Source organism: Streptomyces umbrinus, assembly GCF_030817415.1.
GTDB classification, from domain to species: domain Bacteria; phylum Actinomycetota; class Actinomycetes; order Streptomycetales; family Streptomycetaceae; genus Streptomyces; species Streptomyces umbrinus_A.
In genome coordinates this window covers 3,664,704-3,687,762 of the sequence record NZ_JAUSZI010000002.1, presented here as the reverse complement: position 1 = coordinate 3,687,762, position 23,059 = coordinate 3,664,704, and the positions used below count along the sequence as shown (strand labels likewise).

The 23,059-nt window shown below is 65.7% G+C and carries 8 protein-coding genes, 1 tRNA gene and 3 rRNA genes; 11 read left to right on the top strand and 1 reads right to left on the bottom strand.

The window, feature by feature from the left end; translation table 11 throughout:
• The first annotated feature begins 129 nt into the window (after positions 1 to 129).
• The 8 genes from thyX (at position 130) to QF035_RS16080 (ending at position 10,429) form a co-directional block, all read left to right on the top strand.
• On the top strand, positions 130 to 870 hold the full coding sequence (gene thyX / locus QF035_RS16115; protein ID WP_307521026.1) for an FAD-dependent thymidylate synthase: 741 nt from the start codon (positions 130 to 132) through the stop codon (positions 868 to 870).
• A gap of 211 nt (positions 871 to 1,081) precedes the next feature.
• Positions 1,082 to 1,981 (top strand): 4-hydroxy-tetrahydrodipicolinate synthase, encoded by a 900-nt coding sequence (gene dapA / locus QF035_RS16110; protein WP_055615916.1) that lies wholly within the window; start codon positions 1,082 to 1,084, stop codon positions 1,979 to 1,981.
• 134 nt (positions 1,982 to 2,115) lie between these two features.
• Positions 2,116 to 3,801, top strand: coding sequence for a ribonuclease J (locus tag QF035_RS16105; RefSeq protein WP_269652543.1), 1,686 nt, complete (start codon positions 2,116 to 2,118; stop codon positions 3,799 to 3,801).
• A gap of 520 nt (positions 3,802 to 4,321) precedes the next feature.
• Positions 4,322 to 5,851: ribosomal RNA gene (locus QF035_RS16100) — 16S ribosomal RNA — on the top strand.
• A gap of 317 nt (positions 5,852 to 6,168) precedes the next feature.
• A 23S ribosomal RNA gene (locus QF035_RS16095) occupies positions 6,169 to 9,292 on the top strand.
• Between the two features lie 87 nt (positions 9,293 to 9,379).
• Positions 9,380 to 9,496 (top strand): 5S ribosomal RNA (gene rrf, locus QF035_RS16090).
• Together the 16S, 23S and 5S rRNA genes form the textbook arrangement of a ribosomal RNA operon.
• Positions 9,497 to 9,610: 114 nt before the next feature.
• A complete protein-coding gene (locus QF035_RS16085) occupies positions 9,611 to 10,273 on the top strand; it encodes a DegT/DnrJ/EryC1/StrS family aminotransferase (protein WP_307531158.1) in 663 nt (220 codons plus the stop codon).
• An 83-nt stretch (positions 10,274 to 10,356) separates the two neighbouring features.
• Positions 10,357 to 10,429: transfer RNA gene (locus tag QF035_RS16080), tRNA-Thr, on the top strand.
• 72 nt (positions 10,430 to 10,501) lie between these two features.
• Here the strand turns inward: QF035_RS16080 and QF035_RS16075 are convergent.
• Positions 10,502 to 13,249, bottom strand: coding sequence for a SpoIIE family protein phosphatase (locus tag QF035_RS16075; RefSeq protein ID WP_307531156.1), 2,748 nt, complete (start codon positions 13,247 to 13,249; stop codon positions 10,502 to 10,504).
• A 321-nt stretch (positions 13,250 to 13,570) separates the two neighbouring features.
• Between QF035_RS16075 and QF035_RS16070 the strand changes: the two genes are divergently transcribed.
• From QF035_RS16070 to QF035_RS16060, 3 genes are all read left to right on the top strand, one after another.
• Complete coding sequence (locus tag QF035_RS16070) at positions 13,571 to 19,057, top strand: HAMP domain-containing protein (RefSeq protein ID WP_307521024.1); 5,487 nt, start codon at positions 13,571 to 13,573, stop codon at positions 19,055 to 19,057.
• 297 nt (positions 19,058 to 19,354) lie between these two features.
• A complete protein-coding gene (locus QF035_RS16065) occupies positions 19,355 to 20,044 on the top strand; it encodes a response regulator (RefSeq protein ID WP_200395535.1) in 690 nt (229 codons plus the stop codon).
• 219 nt (positions 20,045 to 20,263) lie between these two features.
• Entirely contained in the window at positions 20,264 to 23,029 is a 2,766-nt protein-coding gene (locus QF035_RS16060; protein ID WP_307521023.1) for an FtsK/SpoIIIE family DNA translocase, read from the top strand.
• Positions 23,030 to 23,059: the final 30 nt, after the last annotated feature.

Here is a 23,059-nt window from a genome sequence, read left to right as displayed (position 1 = left end):
GCCCGGTTTCACCGACTTCGCAGAAGTTGGGCGAAGAATGTCGCAGCACGGCACCGAACGCCCCGTTGTCAGTGCCGGGCCGTAGAGTGGACGCCGCCCGAGCCAGTGATGGGAAGGACCCTCCAAGCCGTGACCGACACACCCGCCGACGACCTCAAGCCCAGCTTCCGCAGCGATGTCACCGTCGAGCTGGTCAAGCACACCGCCTCCGACTCCGACGTGCTGTTCGCCGCCCGCGTCTCGACGGTCGGGGAGCAGTCCCTCGACGAGCTGAAGAAGGACCCGGAGCGCTCGAAGGGCCTGATCAACTACCTGATGCGGGACCGGCACGGCAGCCCCTTCGAGCACAACTCGATGACGTTCTTCATCAACGCCCCGATCTTCGTCTTCCGCGAGTTCATGCGCCACCGCGTCGGCTGGTCGTACAACGAGGAGTCGGGCCGGTACAGGGAGCTCCAGCCGGTCTTCTACGTCCCGGGCGAGTCCCGCAAGCTGGTCCAGGAGGGCCGCCCCGGCAAGTACGTCTTCGTGGACGGCACCCAGGCCCAGCAGGAGCTGACGGGCCGCGTCATGGAGGACTCGTACCGCCAGGCGTACGAGGCGTACCAGGAGATGCTCGCCGCCGGCGTGGCCCGCGAGGTCGCCCGTGCGGTCCTCCCGGTCGGCCTCTTCTCGTCGATGTACGCGACGTGCAACGCGCGCTCACTGATGCACTTCCTCGGCCTGCGCACCCAGCACGAGCTGGCGAAGGTCCCGTCCTTCCCGCAGCGGGAGATCGAGATGGTCGGCGAGAAGATGGAGGCCGAATGGGCCCGGCTCATGCCCCTCACGTACGCCGCCTTCAATACCAACGGGCGCGTGGCGCCGTAACGCACCTCCGTCACCCGGTCGGGCACATGTGTACGGGTCAACCATGCGAAGTGTCCGTATTGCGGCATTTCGAGAAGTTCATCTAGCCTGATCAAACGGACCCGGCACTGCTTGAACCCCCGAGCAGGCAGTGCCGGGCTCCTTCTTTGTCGTGACTTGTCGCCGCCCCCGAGGGCAGACCGCACGTTGAGCAGCGAGTAGCGTGTTACCCATGGCTCCGACCTCCACTCCGCAGACCCCCTTCGGGCGGGTCCTCACCGCAATGGTCACGCCCTTCGCGGCGGACGGCGCACTCGACCTCGACGGCGCTCAGCGGCTCGCCACCCACCTGGTGGACGCAGGCAACGACGGCCTGATCGTCAACGGCACCACCGGCGAGTCCCCGACCACCAGCAACGCGGAGAAAGCGGATCTCGTACGAGCCGTACTGGAGGCGGTCGGCGACCGTGCCCACGTCGTCGCGGGCGTCGGCACGAACGACACGCGCCACAGCGTCGAGCTGGCCCGGTCGGCCGAGAAGGTCGGCGCACACGGTCTCCTGACCGTCACGCCGTACTACAACAAGCCCCCGCAAGAGGGCCTGTACCAGCACTTCAAGGTCATCGCCGACGCGACCGAACTCCCGGTGATGCTCTACGACATCCCCGGCCGCAGCGGTGTCCCGATCAACACGGAAACGCTGGTGCGTCTGGCCGAGCACCCGCGTATCGTCGCCAACAAGGACGCCAAGGGCGACCTGGGCCGTGCCAGCTGGGCCATCGCCAGCTCCGGCCTCGCCTGGTACTCCGGCGACGACATGCTGAACCTCCCGCTCCTCTCCGTGGGCGCGGTCGGCTTCGTCTCCGTCGTCGGTCACGTCGTCACCCCCGAGCTGCGGGCCATGATCGACGCGTACGTCAGCGGCGACGTCCAGAAGGCCACCGAGATCCACCAGAAGCTGCTTCCGGTCTTCACCGGCATGTTCCGCACCCAGGGTGTGATGACGACCAAGGCCGCGCTCGCCCTCCAGGGCCTGCCCGCCGGGCCGCTGCGTCTGCCCATGGTCGGCCTGTCACCCGAGGAGACCGCCCAGCTCAAGATCGATCTTGCCGCCGGCGGGGTACAGCTCTAACCACAGACTTCACAACTGAATACGCACGACCCGCAGGCCGGAGGGCCTGCACCACCAGACAACTGCTACTGCACGAACGTCACGCGCGCCACGTGCCCTGCCAGGTACGTGGCGCGTGTGGTGAGGAGAGTCTTTTGAGTCATCCGCATCCTGAACTCGCCGCTCCGCCGGTCCTCCCGAAGGGAGGCCTGCGGGTCACCCCGCTCGGCGGCCTCGGTGAAATCGGCCGAAACATGACGGTCTTCGAGTACGGAGGCCGTCTTCTGATCGTCGACTGCGGCGTGCTCTTCCCGGAGGAGGAGCAGCCCGGAATCGACCTGATCCTGCCGGACTTCAGTTCCGTCAGGGACCGCCTCGACGACATCGAGGGCATCGTCCTCACCCATGGTCACGAGGACCACATCGGCGGCGTCCCCTTCCTCCTGCGCGAGAAGCCGGACATCCCGCTCATCGGTTCCAAGCTGACCCTCGCCCTCATCGAGGCGAAGCTCCAGGAGCACCGCATCCGTCCGTACACGCTCGAAGTCGCGGAGGGCCACCGAGAGCGCATCGGCCCCTTCGACTGCGAGTTCGTCGCGGTCAACCACTCCATCCCGGACGCCCTCGCGGTCGCCATCCGCACCCCCGCGGGCATGGTCGTCCACACCGGCGACTTCAAGATGGACCAGCTTCCGCTGGACGGTCGGCTGACAGATCTACACGCGTTCGCGCGTCTGAGCGAGGAGGGCATCGACCTCCTCCTCTCGGACTCCACGAACGCCGAGGTCCCGGGATTCGTCCCGCCCGAGCGCGACATCTCGAACGTGCTGCGCCAGGTCTTCGCCGGCGCCAGCAAGCGGATCATCGTGGCCAGCTTCGCCAGCCACGTCCACCGCATCCAGCAGATCCTCGACGCCGCGCACGAGTACGGCCGCCGGGTCGCCTTCGTCGGCCGCTCGATGGTCCGCAACATGGGCATCGCGAGAGACCTGGGCTATCTGAAGGTCCCGCCGGGCCTGGTCGTCGACGTCAAGACGCTCGACGACCTCCCGGAGCGCGAGATCGTCCTCGTCTGTACTGGCTCACAGGGCGAGCCGATGGCCGCGCTGTCCCGCATGGCGAACCGCGACCACCAGATCCGCATCGTCCAGGGCGACACGGTGATCCTGGCGTCGTCGCTCATCCCGGGCAACGAGAACGCGGTCTACCGCGTCATCAACGGCCTGACCCGCTGGGGCGCCAACGTCGTCCACAAGGGCAACGCCAAGGTGCACGTCTCGGGCCACGCGTCCGCGGGCGAGCTCCTGTACTTCTACAACATCTGCAAGCCGCGCAACCTGATGCCGGTCCACGGCGAGTGGCGCCACCTGCGCGCCAACGCCGAGCTGGGCGCCCTCACCGGCGTCCCGCACGACCGGATCGTCATCGCCGAGGACGGCGTCGTCGTCGACCTCGTCGAAGGCAAGGCCAAGATCTCCGGCAAGGTCCAGGCGGGATACGTGTACGTCGACGGTCTCTCGGTCGGCGATGTCGGCGAGCCCGCGCTCAAGGACCGCAAGATCCTCGGCGACGAGGGCATCATCTCGGTCTTCGTGGTGATGGACTCCAGCACGGGCAAGATCACCGGCGGTCCGCACATCCAGGCCCGCGGCTCGGGCATCGACGACTCCGCCTTCGCCGACGTCCTCCCGAGGATCAACGAGGTCCTGGAGCGGTCGGCCCAGGACGGCGTCGTCGAACCCCACCAGATGCAGCAGCTCATCCGCCGCACGCTGGGCAAATGGGTCTCCGACAACTACCGCCGCCGGCCGATGATCCTGCCGGTCGTGGTCGAGGTTTGAGCACCTCGTACGCGTGAACCCGGAGCGGGGTCCCTCGATTTGCATCGGGGCGCCCCGCTCCAGTACGTTTACGGCTCCGCCTGAACGGGAACCCGGCACAACTGCGTGTCCGGACCACCCCGACCGGGGCGGGAATTCCGACTCAGAACTTCTGATAAAGTCGGAGTCGCCGGAAAGGGAAACGCGAAAGCGAAAACCTGGAAAGCACCGAGGAAATCGGGTCGGAAAACGGTCTGATAGAGTCGGAAACGCAAGACCGAAGGGAAGCCCGGAGGAAAGCCCGAGAGGGTGAGTACGAAGGAAGCGTCCGTTCCTTGAGAACTCAACAGCGTGCCAAAAATCAACGCCAGATATGTTGATACCCCGTCCACCATGTCATGTGGTGGGTGGAGGTTCCTTTGAAAAAGTCCTGCCGGGCATTTGTTCCGTGCAGGCGCACAGCGAGGACGTTGTGAACAGTCGGGCTTATTCCGCCCGGTTGTTCCGCTCTCGTGGTGTTACGCCGGATTACCGGCAGACATTCACGGAGAGTTTGATCCTGGCTCAGGACGAACGCTGGCGGCGTGCTTAACACATGCAAGTCGAACGATGAAGCCCTTCGGGGTGGATTAGTGGCGAACGGGTGAGTAACACGTGGGCAATCTGCCCTTCACTCTGGGACAAGCCCTGGAAACGGGGTCTAATACCGGATAACACTCCTGCCCGCATGGGTGGGGGTTGAAAGCTCCGGCGGTGAAGGATGAGCCCGCGGCCTATCAGCTTGTTGGTGAGGTAGAAGCTCACCAAGGCGACGACGGGTAGCCGGCCTGAGAGGGCGACCGGCCACACTGGGACTGAGACACGGCCCAGACTCCTACGGGAGGCAGCAGTGGGGAATATTGCACAATGGGCGAAAGCCTGATGCAGCGACGCCGCGTGAGGGATGACGGCCTTCGGGTTGTAAACCTCTTTCAGCAGGGAAGAAGCGAAAGTGACGGTACCTGCAGAAGAAGCGCCGGCTAACTACGTGCCAGCAGCCGCGGTAATACGTAGGGCGCAAGCGTTGTCCGGAATTATTGGGCGTAAAGAGCTCGTAGGCGGTCTGTCACGTCGGATGTGAAAGCCCGGGGCTTAACCCCGGGTCTGCATTCGATACGGGCAGACTAGAGTGTGGTAGGGGAGATCGGAATTCCTGGTGTAGCGGTGAAATGCGCAGATATCAGGAGGAACACCGGTGGCGAAGGCGGATCTCTGGGCCATTACTGACGCTGAGGAGCGAAAGCGTGGGGAGCGAACAGGATTAGATACCCTGGTAGTCCACGCCGTAAACGGTGGGAACTAGGTGTTGGCGACATTCCACGTCGTCGGTGCCGCAGCTAACGCATTAAGTTCCCCGCCTGGGGAGTACGGCCGCAAGGCTAAAACTCAAAGGAATTGACGGGGGCCCGCACAAGCAGCGGAGCATGTGGCTTAATTCGACGCAACGCGAAGAACCTTACCAAGGCTTGACATCGCCCGGAAAGCATCAGAGATGGTGCCCCCCTTGTGGTCGGGTGACAGGTGGTGCATGGCTGTCGTCAGCTCGTGTCGTGAGATGTTGGGTTAAGTCCCGCAACGAGCGCAACCCTTGTTCTGTGTTGCCAGCACGTCCCTTCGGGGATGGTGGGGACTCACAGGAGACTGCCGGGGTCAACTCGGAGGAAGGTGGGGACGACGTCAAGTCATCATGCCCCTTATGTCTTGGGCTGCACACGTGCTACAATGGCAGGTACAATGAGCTGCGATGTCGCAAGGCGGAGCGAATCTCAAAAAGCCTGTCTCAGTTCGGATTGGGGTCTGCAACTCGACCCCATGAAGTCGGAGTTGCTAGTAATCGCAGATCAGCATTGCTGCGGTGAATACGTTCCCGGGCCTTGTACACACCGCCCGTCACGTCACGAAAGTCGGTAACACCCGAAGCCGGTGGCCCAACCCCCTTGTGGGGAGGGAGCTGTCGAAGGTGGGACTGGCGATTGGGACGAAGTCGTAACAAGGTAGCCGTACCGGAAGGTGCGGCTGGATCACCTCCTTTCTAAGGAGCATCTAGGCCGCCAGACATTGTCTGGTGGTCCAGGGCCATTACGTCGGCACACGTTCGACGGTGGTTGCTCATGGGTGGAACGTTGATTATTCGGCACTCTCAGTCATCTCGGGCTGCAAGTACTGTCCTTCGGGGCGTGGAAAGCTGATCACGGGTGGCGAGGGTGCCGGGCACGCTGTTGGGTGTCTGAGGGTACGGACCATCGTGTCTGGATCTTCAGTGCTGGCCCCGGTAAAAATCTGCTTCGGCGGGTTGTGACGGGTGGTTGGTCGTTGTTTGAGAACTGCACAGTGGACGCGAGCATCTGTGGCCAAGTTTTTAAGGGCGCACGGTGGATGCCTTGGTACCAGGAACCGATGAAGGACGTGGGAGGCCACGATAGTCCCCGGGGAGCCGTCAACCAGGCTTTGATCCGGGGGTTTCCGAATGGGGAAACCCGGCAGTCGTCATGGGCTGTCACCCACATCTGAACACATAGGGTGTGTGGAGGGAACGCGGGGAAGTGAAACATCTCAGTACCCGCAGGAAGAGAAAACAACCGTGATTCCGGGAGTAGTGGCGAGCGAAACCGGATGAGGCCAAACCGTATACGTGTGAGACCCGGCAGGGGTTGCGTGTACGGGGTTGTGGGATCTCTCTTTCACAGTCTGCCGGCTGTGAGACGAGTCAGAAACCGTTGGTGTAGGCGAAGGACATGCGAAAGGTCCGGCGTAGAGGGTAAGACCCCCGTAGTCGAAACATCAACGGCTCGTTTGAGAGACACCCAAGTAGCACGGGGCCCGAGAAATCCCGTGTGAATCTGGCGGGACCACCCGCTAAGCCTAAATATTCCCTGGTGACCGATAGCGGATAGTACCGTGAGGGAATGGTGAAAAGTACCGCGGGAGCGGAGTGAAATAGTACCTGAAACCGTGTGCCTACAAGCCGTGGGAGCGTCGCTGTATGTGCTTGCACATACAGTCGTGACTGCGTGCCTTTTGAAGAATGAGCCTGCGAGTTTGCGGTGTGTTGCGAGGTTAACCCGTGTGGGGAAGCCGTAGCGAAAGCGAGTCCGAACAGGGCGGTTTAGTAGCGCGCTCAAGACCCGAAGCGGAGTGATCTAGCCATGGGCAGGTTGAAGCGGCTGTAAGAGGTCGTGGAGGACCGAACCCACCAGGGTTGAAAACCTGGGGGATGACCTGTGGTTAGGGGTGAAAGGCCAATCAAACTCCGTGATAGCTGGTTCTCCCCGAAATGCATTTAGGTGCAGCGTCGTGTGTTTCTTGCCGGAGGTAGAGCACTGGATAGGCGATGGGCCCTACCGGGTTACTGACCTTAGCCAAACTCCGAATGCCGGTAAGTGAGAGCACGGCAGTGAGACTGTGGGGGATAAGCTCCATGGTCGAGAGGGAAACAGCCCAGAGCATCGACTAAGGCCCCTAAGCGTACGCTAAGTGGGAAAGGATGTGGAGTCGCAGAGACAACCAGGAGGTTGGCTTAGAAGCAGCCACCCTTGAAAGAGTGCGTAATAGCTCACTGGTCTAGTGATTCCGCGCCGACAATGTAGCGGGGCTCAAGCGTACCGCCGAAGTCGTGTCATTTCAGCATATAGGGCCAACGCCCGCTGGGATGGGTAGGGGAGCGTCGTGTGCCGGGTGAAGCCGCAGCGGAAGCTAGTGGTGGACGGTTCACGAGTGAGAATGCAGGCATGAGTAGCGATACACACGTGAGAAACGTGTGCGCCGATTGACTAAGGGTTCCTGGGTCAAGCTGATCTGCCCAGGGTAAGTCGGGACCTAAGGCGAGGCCGACAGGCGTAGTCGATGGATAACCGGTTGATATTCCGGTACCCGCTGTGAAGCGTCAAACATTGAACCAGGCGATGCTAAGTCCGTGAAGCCGCCCTGGAGCCTTCGGGCAAAGGGGAGTGGTGGAGCCGACGGACCAGACCTGTAGTAGGTGAGTGATGGGGTGACGCAGGAAGGTAGTCCAGCCCGGGCGGTGGTTGTCCCGGGGTAAGGGTGTAGCCCGTGTGATAGGTAAATCCGTCGCACATTAAGGGTGAGACCTGATGCCGAGCCGATTGTGGTGAAGTGGATGATCCTATGCTGTCGAGAAAAGCCTCTAGCGAGTTTCATGGCGGCCCGTACCCTAAACCGACTCAGGTGGTCAGGTAGAGAATACCGAGGCGTTCGGGTGAACTATGGTTAAGGAACTCGGCAAAATGCCCCCGTAACTTCGGGAGAAGGGGGGCCATCACTGGTGATCGGATTTACTCCGTGAGCTGGGGGTGGCCGCAGAGACCAGCGAGAAGCGACTGTTTACTAAAAACACAGGTCCGTGCGAAGCCGTAAGGCGATGTATACGGACTGACGCCTGCCCGGTGCTGGAACGTTAAGGGGACCGGTTAGTGCACTTTCGGGTGTGCGAAGCTGAGAACTTAAGCGCCAGTAAACGGCGGTGGTAACTATAACCATCCTAAGGTAGCGAAATTCCTTGTCGGGTAAGTTCCGACCTGCACGAATGGCGTAACGACTTCTCGACTGTCTCAACCATAGGCCCGGTGAAATTGCACTACGAGTAAAGATGCTCGTTTCGCGCAGCAGGACGGAAAGACCCCGGGACCTTTACTACAGTTTGATATTGGTGTTCGGTTCGGCTTGTGTAGGATAGCTGGGAGACTGTGAAGCGGGCACGCCAGTGTCTGTGGAGTCGTCGTTGAAATACCAGTCTGGTCGTGCTGGATGTCTAACCTGGGTCCGTGATCCGGATCAGGGACAGTGTCTGATGGGTAGTTTAACTGGGGCGGTTGCCTCCTAAAGAGTAACGGAGGCGCCCAAAGGTTCCCTCAGCCTGGTTGGCAATCAGGTGTTGAGTGTAAGTGCACAAGGGAGCTTGACTGTGAGACCGACGGGTCGAGCAGGGACGAAAGTCGGGACTAGTGATCCGGCGGTGGCTTGTGGAAGCGCCGTCGCTCAACGGATAAAAGGTACCCCGGGGATAACAGGCTGATCTTCCCCAAGAGTCCATATCGACGGGATGGTTTGGCACCTCGATGTCGGCTCGTCGCATCCTGGGGCTGGAGTCGGTCCCAAGGGTTGGGCTGTTCGCCCATTAAAGCGGTACGCGAGCTGGGTTTAGAACGTCGTGAGACAGTTCGGTCCCTATCCGCTGTGCGCGTAGGAATATTGAGAAGGGCTGTCCCTAGTACGAGAGGACCGGGACGGACGAACCTCTGGTGTGCCAGTTGTCCTGCCAAGGGCATGGCTGGTTGGCTACGTTCGGGAGGGATAACCGCTGAAAGCATCTAAGCGGGAAGCCTGCTTCGAGATGAGTATTCCCACCAACTAGATTGGTTAAGGCTCCCAGTAGACGACTGGGTTGATAGGCCGGATGTGGAAGCCCCGTAAGGGGTGAAGCTGACTGGTACTAATAGGCCGAGGGCTTGTCCTCAGTTGCTCGCGTCCACTGTGTTGGTTCTGAAACCACGAACAACCGTCGTAGCCAAGGCCACGGCTCCGGTTGACAGTTTCATAGTGTTTCGGTGGTCATAGCGTGAGGGAAACGCCCGGTTACATTCCGAACCCGGAAGCTAAGCCTTACAGCGCCGATGGTACTGCAGGGGGGACCCTGTGGGAGAGTAGGACACCGCCGAACTATTATTAATAGAGCTGGTCCCTGAACTTCGGTTCAGGGACCAGCTCTTTTTTGTTGTGCGTCACTTGGAGTTCACGTTGCGCGACCAACATCCGACACATGGGTACTGCTGCAATGCTCCGGGCCGCGGGCGTGGGAATCGGTGACGAGGTCATCGTGCCGGCGTTCGGCAACGTCGAGGTCGCCGAGGCCGTGATCCAGGCCGGTGCGATGCCGGTCTTCGCCGACATAGACGCGGCCACGTACTGCCTGGATGCCACCGAGGTGAACGCGGCTGTCGGTCCGCGGACGGTCGCTGTCGTCGCCGTACACCGCTTCGGCCGGCCCGCGGATATCGCGCGGCTCCGGGACGTCGGACAGCGGCACGGGCTGCTCGTGCTGGAGCAGGGAGAGTCCGAGGCCCCGTACGGCGAGATCGAGGAGCGCCGGGCGCATGCGGCGTACCTCGACGGGCGGTTGAGGGGTGTGCGGACGCCGGTGCGCGGCATCGGACACACGTACCAGCAGTACGTCGTGCGGGTGCCGGGGAACGGGCGGCCGGACCGGGACGCCTTCGCGCGGGCCGTGCGGGCCAAGGGTGTCGAGTGCCGGGTGCCGGTGAAGACGCCCGTGCACCGGATGCCCGTGTTCCGGCGGGACGTGTGTCTGCCGGAGACCGAGCGGGCCGCCGACGAGACGCTGGCTCTGCCTGTCGACGCGTCGCTGACCAAGCGGGATATTCAGCGGATGGTGTCCGCGTGCAACGCCCTCGGTGGGCTCCTGCAGCCCGCCTTCTAGGCGCTCGAACAGGGTTGGGAGCACGCCGCCGTTCGGGGTATGATCTATTCCGTTGCCGCGAGGGAGACCTCGAAAAGCAACTGGCCCCCCTAGCTCAGTCGGCAGAGCGTCTCCATGGTAAGGAGAAGGTCAACGGTTCGATTCCGTTGGGGGGCTCAGACAAAAAGGCCTCCGCCCTTGTGGGCGGAGGCCTTTCGTGTGTCCGGGACCGGTTCCTCCGGGCCGGGTTCAGTCGTTCTGGAGGCCGGGAACGCGCATCGCGAGAATGGCCATGTCGTCTGACGGGGCGTCCGACGCGAAGCGTTCCACCGCGCGCATGATGCGGGCGGCCACGGCTCCGGCCGTGAGGCCTGTGCAGGTGGTGAGGACGTCGGTGAGGCCGTCGTCGCCCAACATGCGGGTGCCCTCTCGGCGTTCGGTGACGCCGTCAGTCACGCACAGCAGGACGTCGCCCGGGTCGAGCGTGATCGTCTGCTCGTACAGCTCCAGGTCCTCCATCACGCCGAGCAGCGGCTGGGGTTCGGCGGCCGGTTCGACCGTGCCGTCCTGGCGGAGGCGCAGCGGGAGCGGGTGACCGGCGCAGACGACCTTGAGGAGCGCCGAGCCGTCCTCCTGGGGCCACAACTCCCCGTACAGGAGCGTCAGGAAGCGGCTGCGGGCGCCTTCGTCGAGGATCGCGGAGTTCAGGCGCTCCAGGACCGCCGGGCCGCCGAAGCCCTCGCGGGCGAGCAGCCGCAGCGCGTGCCGGGCTAGGCCTGTGACGGCGGCCGCCTCCGGGCCCGTACCGCAGACGTCTCCGATGGCGAAGCCGTAGGCGCCGTCGCGGATGGGGAAGAGGTCGTAGAAGTCACCGCCGACCTCGTTGCCCTCGCCCGCCGCGCGGTAGATGACCTCGACCTCGACGCCTTCGATCTGGGGGAGTTCCGGGGGCAGGAGGCTGCGCTGGAGGGACTGGCTGATGGCCGTGCGCTCCGAGTACAGGCGGGCGTTGTCGAGGGCCAGGGCGGCCCTGCGGCTCAAGTCCTCGGCGAGTTCCAGGATTTCCTGGCGGAAGTGTTCGTCCGACGGCTTGCCGAGCGTCAGCATGCCGATGACGCGGTTGCGGGCCACCAGGGGGAGCACGACCGTCTCGCCGCCGACCGCTGCGGCCGTCTGCAGCGTCGTACCGATGCCGGAGCTCACGGTGGCGGGCTCGCCGAGGCCGAGGCTGCGCATGGAGGTGCGCAGGGCGGCCTGGTGGGCCGCCTCCGCGGGAGCGCCCCAGACGCGGGCGCCCGGAGTCGGGACGGGGTCCGGAGGGGCGATCTTCGACAGGAGGGCCTTGAGACCGTCGATGCGCTCCTCGTCCTCGTGCAGGACGTACGAAAGATACGGATCCGATGCCTGGTCGGCGATCGTGTAGACGGCGCACCAGGTGGCCAGGGTCGGGACCGTCATCTGGGCCATCAGGGCCAGTGTCTGGTCGCGGTCCAGCGTGCCCGCGAGGAGGTCCGAGGCCTCGACGAGGAAGGACAGGGAGCCGCGGCGCAGGCGCTCCAGCTCGCCCAGGCGCGCCGACTCCACGGCGAGCGCGATGCGGTCGGCGGCGAACTGTAGGCGCAGGGCCTCCTCGTTCGAATACCGCCCCTGGGCCTCGGCCGCGACGCCGAGTGAACCGGTGAGGCGGCCCTCGACCTTGAGGGGGACCGTGACGACCGAGCGCATGCCCGTGCCACTGAGCAGCGGTACGGCGCCCGGAACGACCGTCAGGTCCTCGTGTACGGCGGGCATACGGGCCGAGCCGTAGCGACCCGGGCCCGCTTCCACGGGGACGCGGGCGAAGCGCTGGCGGGCGGAGGGGAGGCCGGTGGAGGCGCGGACCTCCAACTCCGTTTCGTCGTCGGTCGCCAGGAGGAGGAAGGCAGAGTCGCCGTCGAGCATGTCGCGGGCGCGTTCCACTGTGCGCTGGAGGAGGCCGTCCAGGTCGTCGGGGGCCGGCGAGCCGATGAAGACCTCGAAGGGGTCCGACGCCTGGCCCTCCGAACTGGTGGTCGTGTCTGATGCGTTGACGCGCAACGGGGTCTGCAGGACGGCGCGTTCGTGGTCGCGTACGAGAAGGCAGACCGTCGAGGGTTCGCCGCCGGTGTCCCGGACGCGCAGATGCGAGGCGTAGACGGGCGTCACACGGCCGTTGGCGGCGCGGAGGCCGTAGCTGCCCTCCCAGCGGGAGAGTTGGAGTGCCTCGACGATGCCGGTGCTGGTGCCGGGTGTGTGCGGCCAGGCCGCGAGGTCGGTGAGGGGCTTGCCGATGACCTGTTCGGCCGCGTACCCGAACAGCTCCTCCGCGTCCTCGTTCCAGGCGTTGATGGCGCCGGTGCGGTCGATCTGGATGACCGCCACGCGCACGCGGCCGTCGGCGAGCGGGAGGAGGTTGGCCGGGAGGGCGGGGCCGGCCGTGCGGGTGCCCACCGAGCGTTCCGGGAGCTCCAGCTGGAACCAGACCTGCTTGTGCGTGGGCGTGTACTCGACGCCCCAGCGGCCGGCCAGGGCGGCGCAGAGCTGCAGGCCGCGGCCGCCCTCGCGGTCGGGGCTGCCCATGTTGATGGCGGCCGCCTGGAGTGGAATCTCACGTTCCGGGTAGCGGTCCCCCACCTCGATCCGTACGCCCTCGTCGCTGCGCAGGCACAGGACGTCGGCGGACGTGCCCGCGTGCACCACGGCATTGGTGACAAGCTCGCTGGTGAGGACCACGGCGTCGTCGACGATGTCGGCGAAGCCCCAACCCTGGAGGGTGTCACGGACGAAGGACCGAGCGGTCGCGACGGACCGCCCGACAGGATCGAAGCTGGCGGCCGCGCGCGCGGTGATCACAGAACTCCTTGTCCGGTTGTCGGAGGGCAGCGCTGCGTGGCCGACCCGCTCCTGCCGGGGCAGGGGCTGGTTCCCCGTCGGCCGGGGATCCTGGGGCGGTCCCCCAGGATGCAGTTCGGTGGTCATGGTGCGGTGCCCCTCCGATGCCTGCCCGCTCGTGCTCGTGCCACCGCCCAGGCCGGAAGGACCGGCGTGGCTGGACAGCCGCATGCAAGGTTACTTACCTTCGCCGTCCATGCGGATGCCGGTCACCACTGTTTCCACTCCGGAGCGTGTGTGCGGACCATGTGCGAAGCTGCCGAACTGTTATGGCCTGGTTCAGCCATGGTGAAACACTGGGCAAGCTCCTAGAGAAGGTCCGGGCAGGCAGAGTGCCTTCCAGTACGCCGAGCAGTAGTACCCGAGTACGCCGAGCAGTAAATGGTCGACCCTTGCGGGAGGGACACAGTGGAGTCTGGCGCAGCGACGCGGGGCACTAAAACGCGCGCGAAAGGCGGACAGTCCCTGAGTAACCAGCGCAAACCACGCAATGGCACCACCGACGTGGACACGGCTGCCCTGAACAGACTGCTGGCGGCCCTGGTGTCGATGCGGGACGGCAACTTCCGTAAGCGGCTCACGGTCTCGGGCGATGGCGTGATGTCCGAGATTGCGGCGGTTTTCAATGAAGTGGCCGACCGGAATCTGCATCTGACGGGCGAGCTGGCGCGCGTGCGGCGCATGGTCGGCCGCGAGGGCAAGTTGACGGAGCGGCTGGAGTCGGGCGCTTGCGAGGGTTCCTGGGCCACCGCGATCGACAACTCCAACGCGCTGGTCGACGACCTCGTACGGCCCGTTTCCGAGGTCGGACGGGTGCTGTCCGCCGTGGCGGAGGGTGATCTGTCGCCGCGTATGGAGCTGCGGGCGCAGGCCGCGGACGGGAACGGGCATCCGCTGCGCGGGGAGTTCCTGAAGGTCGGACGCACGGTCAACAACCTGGTCGACCAGCTGTCGACGTTCACCGACGAGGTCACGCGCGTGGCCAGCGAGGTGGGCACCGAGGGCAAGCTGGGCGGGCAGGCGCGGGTGCGTGGAATGTCCGGTTCGTGGAAGGACCTCACGGATTCGGTCAACACCATGGCGTACCGGCTGACGGCTCAGGTGCGGGACATCGCGCTCGTGACCACGGCGGTCGCCAAGGGTGACTTGTCCCGGAAGGTCACGGTTCACGTGGCCGGCGAGATGCTGGAGCTCAAGAACACCGTCAACACGATGGTGGATCAGCTGTCCTCTTTCTCCTCCGAGGTGACGCGAGTCGCGCGCGAGGTGGGCACCGAGGGCGAGCTCGGCGGCCAGGCGCAGGTGCCGGGTGTGGCGGGTGTGTGGAAAGACCTCACCGATTCGGTGAATCTTATGGCCGGCAATCTGACCGCGCAGGTGCGCGGGATTGCCCAGGTGACGACAGCGGTGGCCAACGGCGACCTGTCGCAGAAGGTCACCGTGTCGGCGCGCGGCGAGGTCGCGCAGCTCGCCGAGACGATCAACCAGATGACCGAGACGCTGCGTACGTTCGCGGATGAGGTCACCCGCGTGGCCAACGAGGTCGGCGGCGAGGGGCGGCTCGGCGGGCAGGCGAACGTGCCGGGCGCGGCGGGAACGTGGAAGGACCTCACCGATTCGGTGAACACGGTCTTCCGGAACCTCACCACTCAGGTGCGGGACATCGCCGCGGTGACGACGGCGGTGGCCAACGGTGACCTCTCGCAGAAGGTCAGCGTCGAGGTCGCCGGCGAGATGCTGGAGCTGAAGAACACCGTCAACACGATGGTCGACCAGCTGTCGAGCTTCGGTGCCGAGGTGACCCGCGTGGCGCGGGAGGTCGGTGTCGAGGGTGAGCTGGGCGGTCAGGCGGCGGTGCCGGGCGCGGCCGGTACGTGGAAGGACCTCACGGACTCCGTCAACACGGCGTTCCGGAATCTCACCGGACAGGTGAGGAACATCGCGCAGGTGACGACGGCGGTGGCCAATGGCGATCTGTCGCAGAAGGTCACCGTGGACGTCTCCGGCGAGATGCTCGCGCTGAAGAACACCGTGAACACGATGGTGGACCAGCTGTCGTCCTTCGCCGACCAGGTGACGCGGATGGCGCGTGACGTGGGCACGGAGGGCCGGCTGGGCGGCCAGGCACGCGTGGACGGTGTGTCCGGCACGTGGAAGGACCTCACCGACTCCGTCAACTTCATGGCGGGCAACCTGACGTCCCAGGTGCGGCAGATCGCGCAGGTGACGACGGCGGTCGCCCGGGGTGACCTGTCGCAGAAGATCGAGGTCGACGCGCGCGGCGAGATCCTGGAGCTCAAGAACACCATCAACACGATGGTCGACCAGCTCAGTGCCTTCGCCGAGCAGGTGACCAGGGTGGCCCGCGAGGTGGGCACGGACGGCCGGCTGGGCGGTCAGGCGCAGGTGCCCGGCGTCGCCGGTGTCTGGCGTGACCTGACCGACTCCGTGAACGGCATGGCCGGCAACCTCACGGCCCAGGTGCGCAACATCGCGCAGGTCGCGACGGCGGTGGCCCGCGGTGACCTGTCGCAGAAGATCGACGTGGACGCGCGCGGCGAGATCCTGGAGCTGAAGAACACCCTCAACACGATGGTGGACCAGCTCTCGAACTTCGCCGAGCAGGTCACGCGGGTGGCCCGCGAGGTGGGTACGGAGGGCATCCTCGGCGGACAGGCCGAGGTGCAGGGTGTCTCCGGCACCTGGAAGGACCTCACGCAGTCCGTGAACTTCATGGCGAACAACCTGACCATCCAGGTGCGCAACATCGCCGAGGTCACGACCGCGGTCGCCATGGGCGACCTGTCCAAGAAGATCACCGTCGACGCCAAGGGCGAGATCCTCGAACTGGTCACGACCGTCAACACGATGGTCGACCAGCTGTCGTCGTTCGCCGAGCAGGTGACCAGGGTGGCCCGCGAGGTGGGCACCGAGGGCCAGTTGGGCGGCCAGGCGCGGGTGCCCGGGGTCACGGGCATCTGGAAGGACCTGAGCGACAACGTCAACCTGATGGCCTACAACCTCACCATGCAGGTGCGGAACATCTCGCAGGTCGCGGCGGCCGTCGCCAACGGCGACCTGACGCGGACGGTGACGATCGAGGCGCGCGGCGAGGTCGCGCAGCTCGCCGACACCTTCAACACCATGGTGAAGACGCTGAGCTCGTTCGCCGACCAGGTCACCAAGGTGGCCCGCGAGGTGGGCACGGACGGCATCCTCGGCGGCCAGGCGCGCGTACCGGGCGTGTCCGGTACGTGGAAGGACCTCACCGAGTCCGTGAACGGCATGGCGTCCAACCTGACAGGCCAGGTGCGCAACATCGCGATGGTCACCACGGCCATCGCCAAGGGCGACCTGACCAAGAAGATCGACATCGACGCGCGCGGCGAGATCCTGGAGCTGAAGACCACCATCAACACGATGGTCGACCAGCTGTCGTCGTTCGCCGAGGAGGTCACCCGGGTCGCCCGCGAGGTGGGCACGGAGGGCCAGTTGGGCGGCCAGGCGCGCGTCCGCGACGTCGACGGCACCTGGCGCGACCTCACCGAGTCGGTGAACGAGATGGCCGGGAACCTCACCCGGCAGGTGCGTGCCATCGCGCGCGTGGCGACCGCGGTGACCCGTGGCGACCTCAACCTGAAGATCGACGTGGACGCCTCCGGCGAGATCCAGGAACTTCAGGACTACATCAACAAGATGATCGCCAACCTCCGCGACACCACCATCGCCAACAAGGAGCAGGACTGGCTGAAGGGCAACCTCGCCCGGATCTCCGGTCTGATGCAGGGCAGGCGCGACCTCGCCGACGTGGCCTCGCTGATCATGAGCGAGCTGACTCCGGTGGTCTCGGCCCAGCACGGCGCGTTCTTCCTGGCGATGCCGCTGGACGACGGCAAGGACGTGGGCGCCGCGCACGACGACTCGTACGAACTGCGCATGCTCGGGTCGTACGGGTACTCCATGGGCTCGATGCCGACGTCGTTCAGGCCCGGTGAGACGCTGATCGGGACGGCCGCCAAGGAGAGGCGGACGATTCTCGTGGAGAACGTGCCGCCGGGGTATCTGAAGATCGCCTCCGGGCTCGGTGAGGCGCCTCCCGCGCATGTCATCGTGCTGCCGGTGCTCTTCGAAGGGACTGTCCTCGGTGTGATCGAGCTGGCGTCGTTCCACTCGTTCACGCACATCCAGAAGGACTTCCTCAGCCAGATCGCCGAGATGATCGCGACGAGCGTCAACACGATCGCGGTCAACACGAAGACCGAGGTACTGCTCAAGCAGTCGCAGGAGTTGACCGAGCAGCTGCGGGAGCGGTCGGCCGAGCTGGAGAACCGGCAGAAGGCCCTCCAGGCGTCCAACGCCGAGCTGGAGGAGAAGGCCGAACTGCTGGCCCAGCAGAACCGCGACATTGAGGTCAAGAACACCGAGATCGAGGAGGCTCGGCAGGTCCTGGAGGAGCGCGCCGAGCAACTCGCGGTCTCCATGCGCTACAAGAGCGAGTTCCTCGCCAACATGTCACATGAGCTGCGTACGCCGCTCAACTCGCTGCTGATCCTCGCCAAGCTGCTCGCCGACAACGCGGACTCCAACCTCACCCCGAAGCAGGTCGAGTTCGCCGAGACGATCCACGGCGCGGGGTCCGACCTGCTCCAGCTGATCAACGACATCCTCGACCTGTCGAAGGTCGAGGCGGGCAAGATGGACGTGTCGCCGACACGTATCGCGCTGGTCCAACTCGTCGACTACGTAGAGGCCACTTTCCGTCCGTTGACAGCAGAGAAGGGCCTCGATTTCTCCGTACGGGTCTCGCCGGAACTGCCGGCCACGCTGCACACGGACGAACAGCGGCTCCTCCAGGTGCTGCGCAACCTGCTCTCCAACGCGGTGAAGTTCACCGACTCCGGAGCGGTCGAACTGGTCATCCGGCCCGCGGGTGCGGAGGTGCCGGTCGCCATCCGGGAACAGCTCCTGGAGGCGGGTTCGCTCCGGGACGCGGACGCCGATCTGATCGCGTTCTCCGTGGCGGACACGGGAATCGGGATCGCGGCCAGCAAGATGCGGGTGATCTTCGAGGCGTTCAAGCAGGCGGACGGCACGACGAGCCGCAAGTACGGCGGTACGGGACTGGGGTTGTCCATCTCCCGGGAGATCGCGCGACTGCTGGGCGGCGAGATCCACGCGCAGAGCGAACCGGGACGCGGCTCGACCTTCACGCTGTATTTGCCGCTGCACCCGAGCGAACTGCCCCCCCAGGGCTATCCGCAACTCGGAACGCCCATGGAGAACGGGGCGCTTCCGGCGGGTTCGGACGACGAGAACGGGGGCCATGTGGAGACCCCCGCGGAGGTCAAGTCGTACCAGGAGACACAGAACGGGGCCGCCGCGCTCTTCAGGCGGCGTCGCAGGGCGATGCCCTCGGCCCAGCAGCTGCCCGCCCTTCCTGGGCCGCAGACGCAGGCCCGGGATTCCTGGACCGTCGGCGGCGAGGAGACGTCCGTGCACTCGCGCGCCGTCATCCGCTTCGAGGGCGAGAAGGTGCTGATCGTCGACGACGACATCCGCAACGTGTTCGCGCTCACCAGCGTCCTGGAGCAGCACGGACTGTCGGTGCTGTACGCCGAGAACGGTCGCGAGGGCATCGAAGTGCTGGAACAGCACGACGATGTGACGGTCGTCCTGATGGACATCATGATGCCCGAGATGGACGGATACGCGACCACGACGGCGATCCGCCGGATGCCCCAGTTCGCCGGGCTGCCGATCATCGCACTCACCGCGAAGGCGATGAAGGGCGACCGGGAGAAGGCGATCGAGTCGGGTGCTTCCGACTATGTGACGAAGCCGGTCGACCCCGATCATCTGCTCGCGGTGATGCAGCAGTGGATGAGCGGACAGTGACAGGGTGGCAGGAGTGATCGTGCGGCCGGGAACGGCCGTGTGGCCAGGGGTGCTCGGGCGGTGGCCCGGGCGCGCCGGGCTGTTGACTGAGTGTGCCCGAGGCGGTGTAGAAACCCGGGATTCGGGGAACCTTCTGGTCTCCCGCTACGTTTCTGCTACGTGCACAGTGACATCGCGGTGACAGGGTGTGGCGACAGGCGGGGTGCGGCTACCATGACCGGCACAAGGACGGGCGACGCAAGGGAGTCGTCCCCTGGGGCGGCGCCCGGTGCACTGCCGGGACGAGGAGGGCGGGCCATGGTGCAGAAGGCCAAGATCCTCCTGGTCGATGACCGGCCGGAGAATCTGCTGGCGCTGGAGGCGATTCTCTCCGCGCTCGATCAGACACTGGTTCGGGCATCTTCCGGGGAGGAAGCGCTCAAAGCACTGCTCACGGACGACTTCGCGGTCATTCTGCTGGACGTCCAGATGCCGGGCATGGACGGTTTCGAAACCGCCGCGCACATCAAGAGGCGAGAACGGACCCGGGACATCCCGATCATCTTCCTCACGGCGATCAACCACGGCCCGCACCACACCTTCCGGGGATACGCGGCGGGTGCGGTGGACTACATCTCGAAGCCGTTCGACCCGTGGGTGCTGCGCGCGAAGGTCTCGGTCTTCGTAGAGCTCTACATGAAGAACTGCCAACTCCGGGAGCAGGCCGCGCTGCTGCGGCTCCAGCTCGAAGGTGGTGGCGGCAAGGCGGCGGTCGGCGACACCAAGGAGCCGGCCGGACTGCTCGCCGAACTCTCCGCGCGGCTCGCGGCTGTCGAGGAGCAGGCCGAGGCCCTCTCCAAACAGCTCGACGACGACTCGGCGGACGCGGCAGCGGTGGCCACCGCGGCCCATCTCGAACGCAAACTCACAGGGTTGCGCCGGGCGCTGGACGCGTTGGAACCGGGGACGGGGAGCGGGGCGGCCTCTTCGCTGCCCTCGCAGAACTGAGTCGCGTTGGCCTGAGGCGGGTGTGTCGCTCACGGGTCGGTGGGGCTGGTCACGCAGTTCCTCGCGCCCCTAACGGGACGCCGGTGAGGCGAACGTCGTTGTCCTCGGCCAGGATTGGTGGTGAGGCGGCGTCAGTTCGGCGCCCTGTGTGGGCGACACGAACGGGTGAAGCAGTAGGCACACGTGTCCGCAGTGGTCTCCACCGGTAACCTCACACTCATGGCCCCACGTCAGTCCGCAGCCAAGAAGGCGCCCGCGAAGAAGGCGGCCGCACCGAGGAAGGCTGCGGCGAAGAAGGCCCCCGCGAAGAAAGCCCCGGCGAAAAAGGCGCCCGCGAAGAAGGCCGCGGCCAAGAAAGCCGCGCCTCCGAAGCCGGCGCCCAACCCGACCGGGGGCGTGTACAGGCTGGTGCGCGCCCTGTGGCTGGGGGTCGCGCACGCCGTCGGCGCCGTGTTCCGCGGCATAGGGCGGGGCGCGAAGGGGCTCGACCCGGCGCATCGGAAGGACGGTCTCGCGCTGCTGCTGCTCGGGCTGGCACTGATTGTCGCGGCCGGGACCTGGTCCAACCTCCGTGGTCCCGTGGGCGACCTCGTCGAGATGCTGGTGACCGGTGCCTTCGGCCGCCTCGACCTGCTCGTGCCGATACTGCTCGGGGTCATCGCCGCGCGCCTCATCCGGCACCCGGAGAAGCCCGAGGCCAACGGCCGTATCGTGATCGGTCTTTCCGCGCTCGTCATCGGTGTGCTCGGCCAGGTCCACATCGCCTGCGGGGCGCCCGCGCGCAGCGACGGCATGCAGGCGATAAGGGACGCGGGCGGGCTCATCGGCTGGGGTGCGGCGACACCGCTGACGTACACGATGGGCGAGGTCCTCGCCGTACCGCTTCTTGCGCTGGTCACGGTCTTCGGGCTGCTGGTGGTCACCGCGACACCGGTCAACGCCATTCCGCAGCGGCTGCGCATGCTGGGTGCCCGGCTCGGTCTCGTACACCCTCGTGAGACGGACGACGAATTCGGCGAGGACGACGAGCGCTACGACGACCAGTGGCGCGAGGCGCTGCCCGCGAGCCCCCGGCGGCGCCGGGTGGCGCCCGAGGAGTACGACCCGGACAGTGCCGAGCAGGAGGCGCTCTCCGAGCGCCGGAGCCGCCGTCGGCGGCCCGCCGTGCAGCAGCCCGCGCTGGACAGGCCCATGGACGCCGTGGACGTGGCCGCTGCCGCCGCGGCGGCGCTCGACGGTGCCGTGATGCACGGGATGCCGCCCAGCGCGCTGGTGGCCGATCTGACGCAGGGCGTCGGTGCGGACCGCGGGGACCGTCAGGACACAGGCGGACAGGACACGGGCGGGCGCGGGGAGCCGACGCCGGTGCCCGCCGCGCGCGCCAAGGGGACCAAGGGCGCCAGGCCCAAGCAGGAGATGCTCAAGGCCGAGGTCGCCGACCTGACCAAACCCGCGCCCGAGACGGCGCGTGACCTGCCTCCGCGCGCGGAGCAACTGCAGCTCTCCGGAGACATCACCTACTCCCTGCCGTCGCTCGACCTCCTGGAGCGCGGCGGCCCCGGCAAGACGCGCAGTGCCGCCAACGACGCGGTGGTCGCCTCCCTCACGAACGTCTTCATGGAGTTCAAGGTCGACGCCGCCGTCACCGGCTTCACCCGCGGCCCGACGGTCACGCGGTACGAGGTCGAGCTCGGCCCCGCAGTGAAGGTCGAGCGGATCACGGCGCTCGCCAAGAACATCGCGTACGCCGTCGCCAGCCCTGACGTGCGGATCATCAGCCCGATCCCCGGCAAGTCCGCGGTCGGCATCGAGATCCCCAACACCGACCGCGAGATGGTCAACCTGGGCGATGTGCTGCGCCTCGCGGACGCGGCCGAGGACGACCACCCGATGCTCGTGGCGCTCGGCAAGGACGTCGAGGGCGGCTATGTGATGGCCAACCTGGCGAAGATGCCGCACGTCCTGGTGGCCGGAGCGACCGGTTCCGGTAAATCCTCATGCATTAACTGCCTGATTACGTCCGTCATGGTCCGCGCGACCCCCGAGGACGTACGCATGGTCCTCGTCGACCCCAAGCGCGTCGAGCTGACCGCGTACGAGGGCATCCCGCACCTCATCACGCCGATCATCACCAACCCGAAGCGGGCCGCCGAGGCTCTGCAGTGGGTCGTACGGGAGATGGATCTGCGGTACGACGACCTGGCGGCGTTCGGGTACCGGCACATCGACGACTTCAACCAGGCCATCCGCGACGGCAAGCTCAAGACGCCGGAAGGCAGCGAGCGGGAGCTCAAGACCTATCCGTATCTGCTGGTGATCGTCGACGAGCTCGCCGACCTGATGATGGTCGCGCCGAGGGACGTCGAGGACTCGATCGTGCGTATCACGCAGCTCGCGCGCGCGGCAGGCATCCACCTGGTGCTCGCCACACAGCGGCCCTCCGTGGACGTCGTCACCGGGCTGATCAAGGCGAACGTGCCCTCGCGGCTCGCCTTCGCCACGTCGTCGCTCGCGGACTCGCGGGTCATCCTCGACCAGCCCGGCGCCGAGAAGCTGATCGGCAAGGGCGACGGGCTCTTCCTGCCGATGGGGGCGAACAAGCCGACCCGTATGCAGGGCGCCTTCGTCACCGAGGACGAGGTCGCGGCCGTCGTCCAGCACTGCAAGGACCAGATGGCGCCGGTCTTCCGGGAAGACGTCACCGTGGGCACCAAGCAGAAGAAGGAGATCGACGAGGACATCGGCGACGACCTCGACCTGCTGTGCCAGGCCGCCGAACTGGTCGTCTCCACGCAGTTCGGGTCGACCTCGATGCTCCAGCGCAAGCTGCGCGTCGGGTTCGCCAAGGCCGGCCGGCTGATGGACCTCATGGAGTCCCGCAACATCGTCGGTCCGAGCGAGGGTTCCAAGGCACGTGATGTTCTTGTGAAACCTGACGAGCTGGACGGAGTGCTCGCGGTGATCCGTGGGGAGGCTCATCCGTAGAGAAACGGGGAAGTCCGTTTCCTCTTGCGG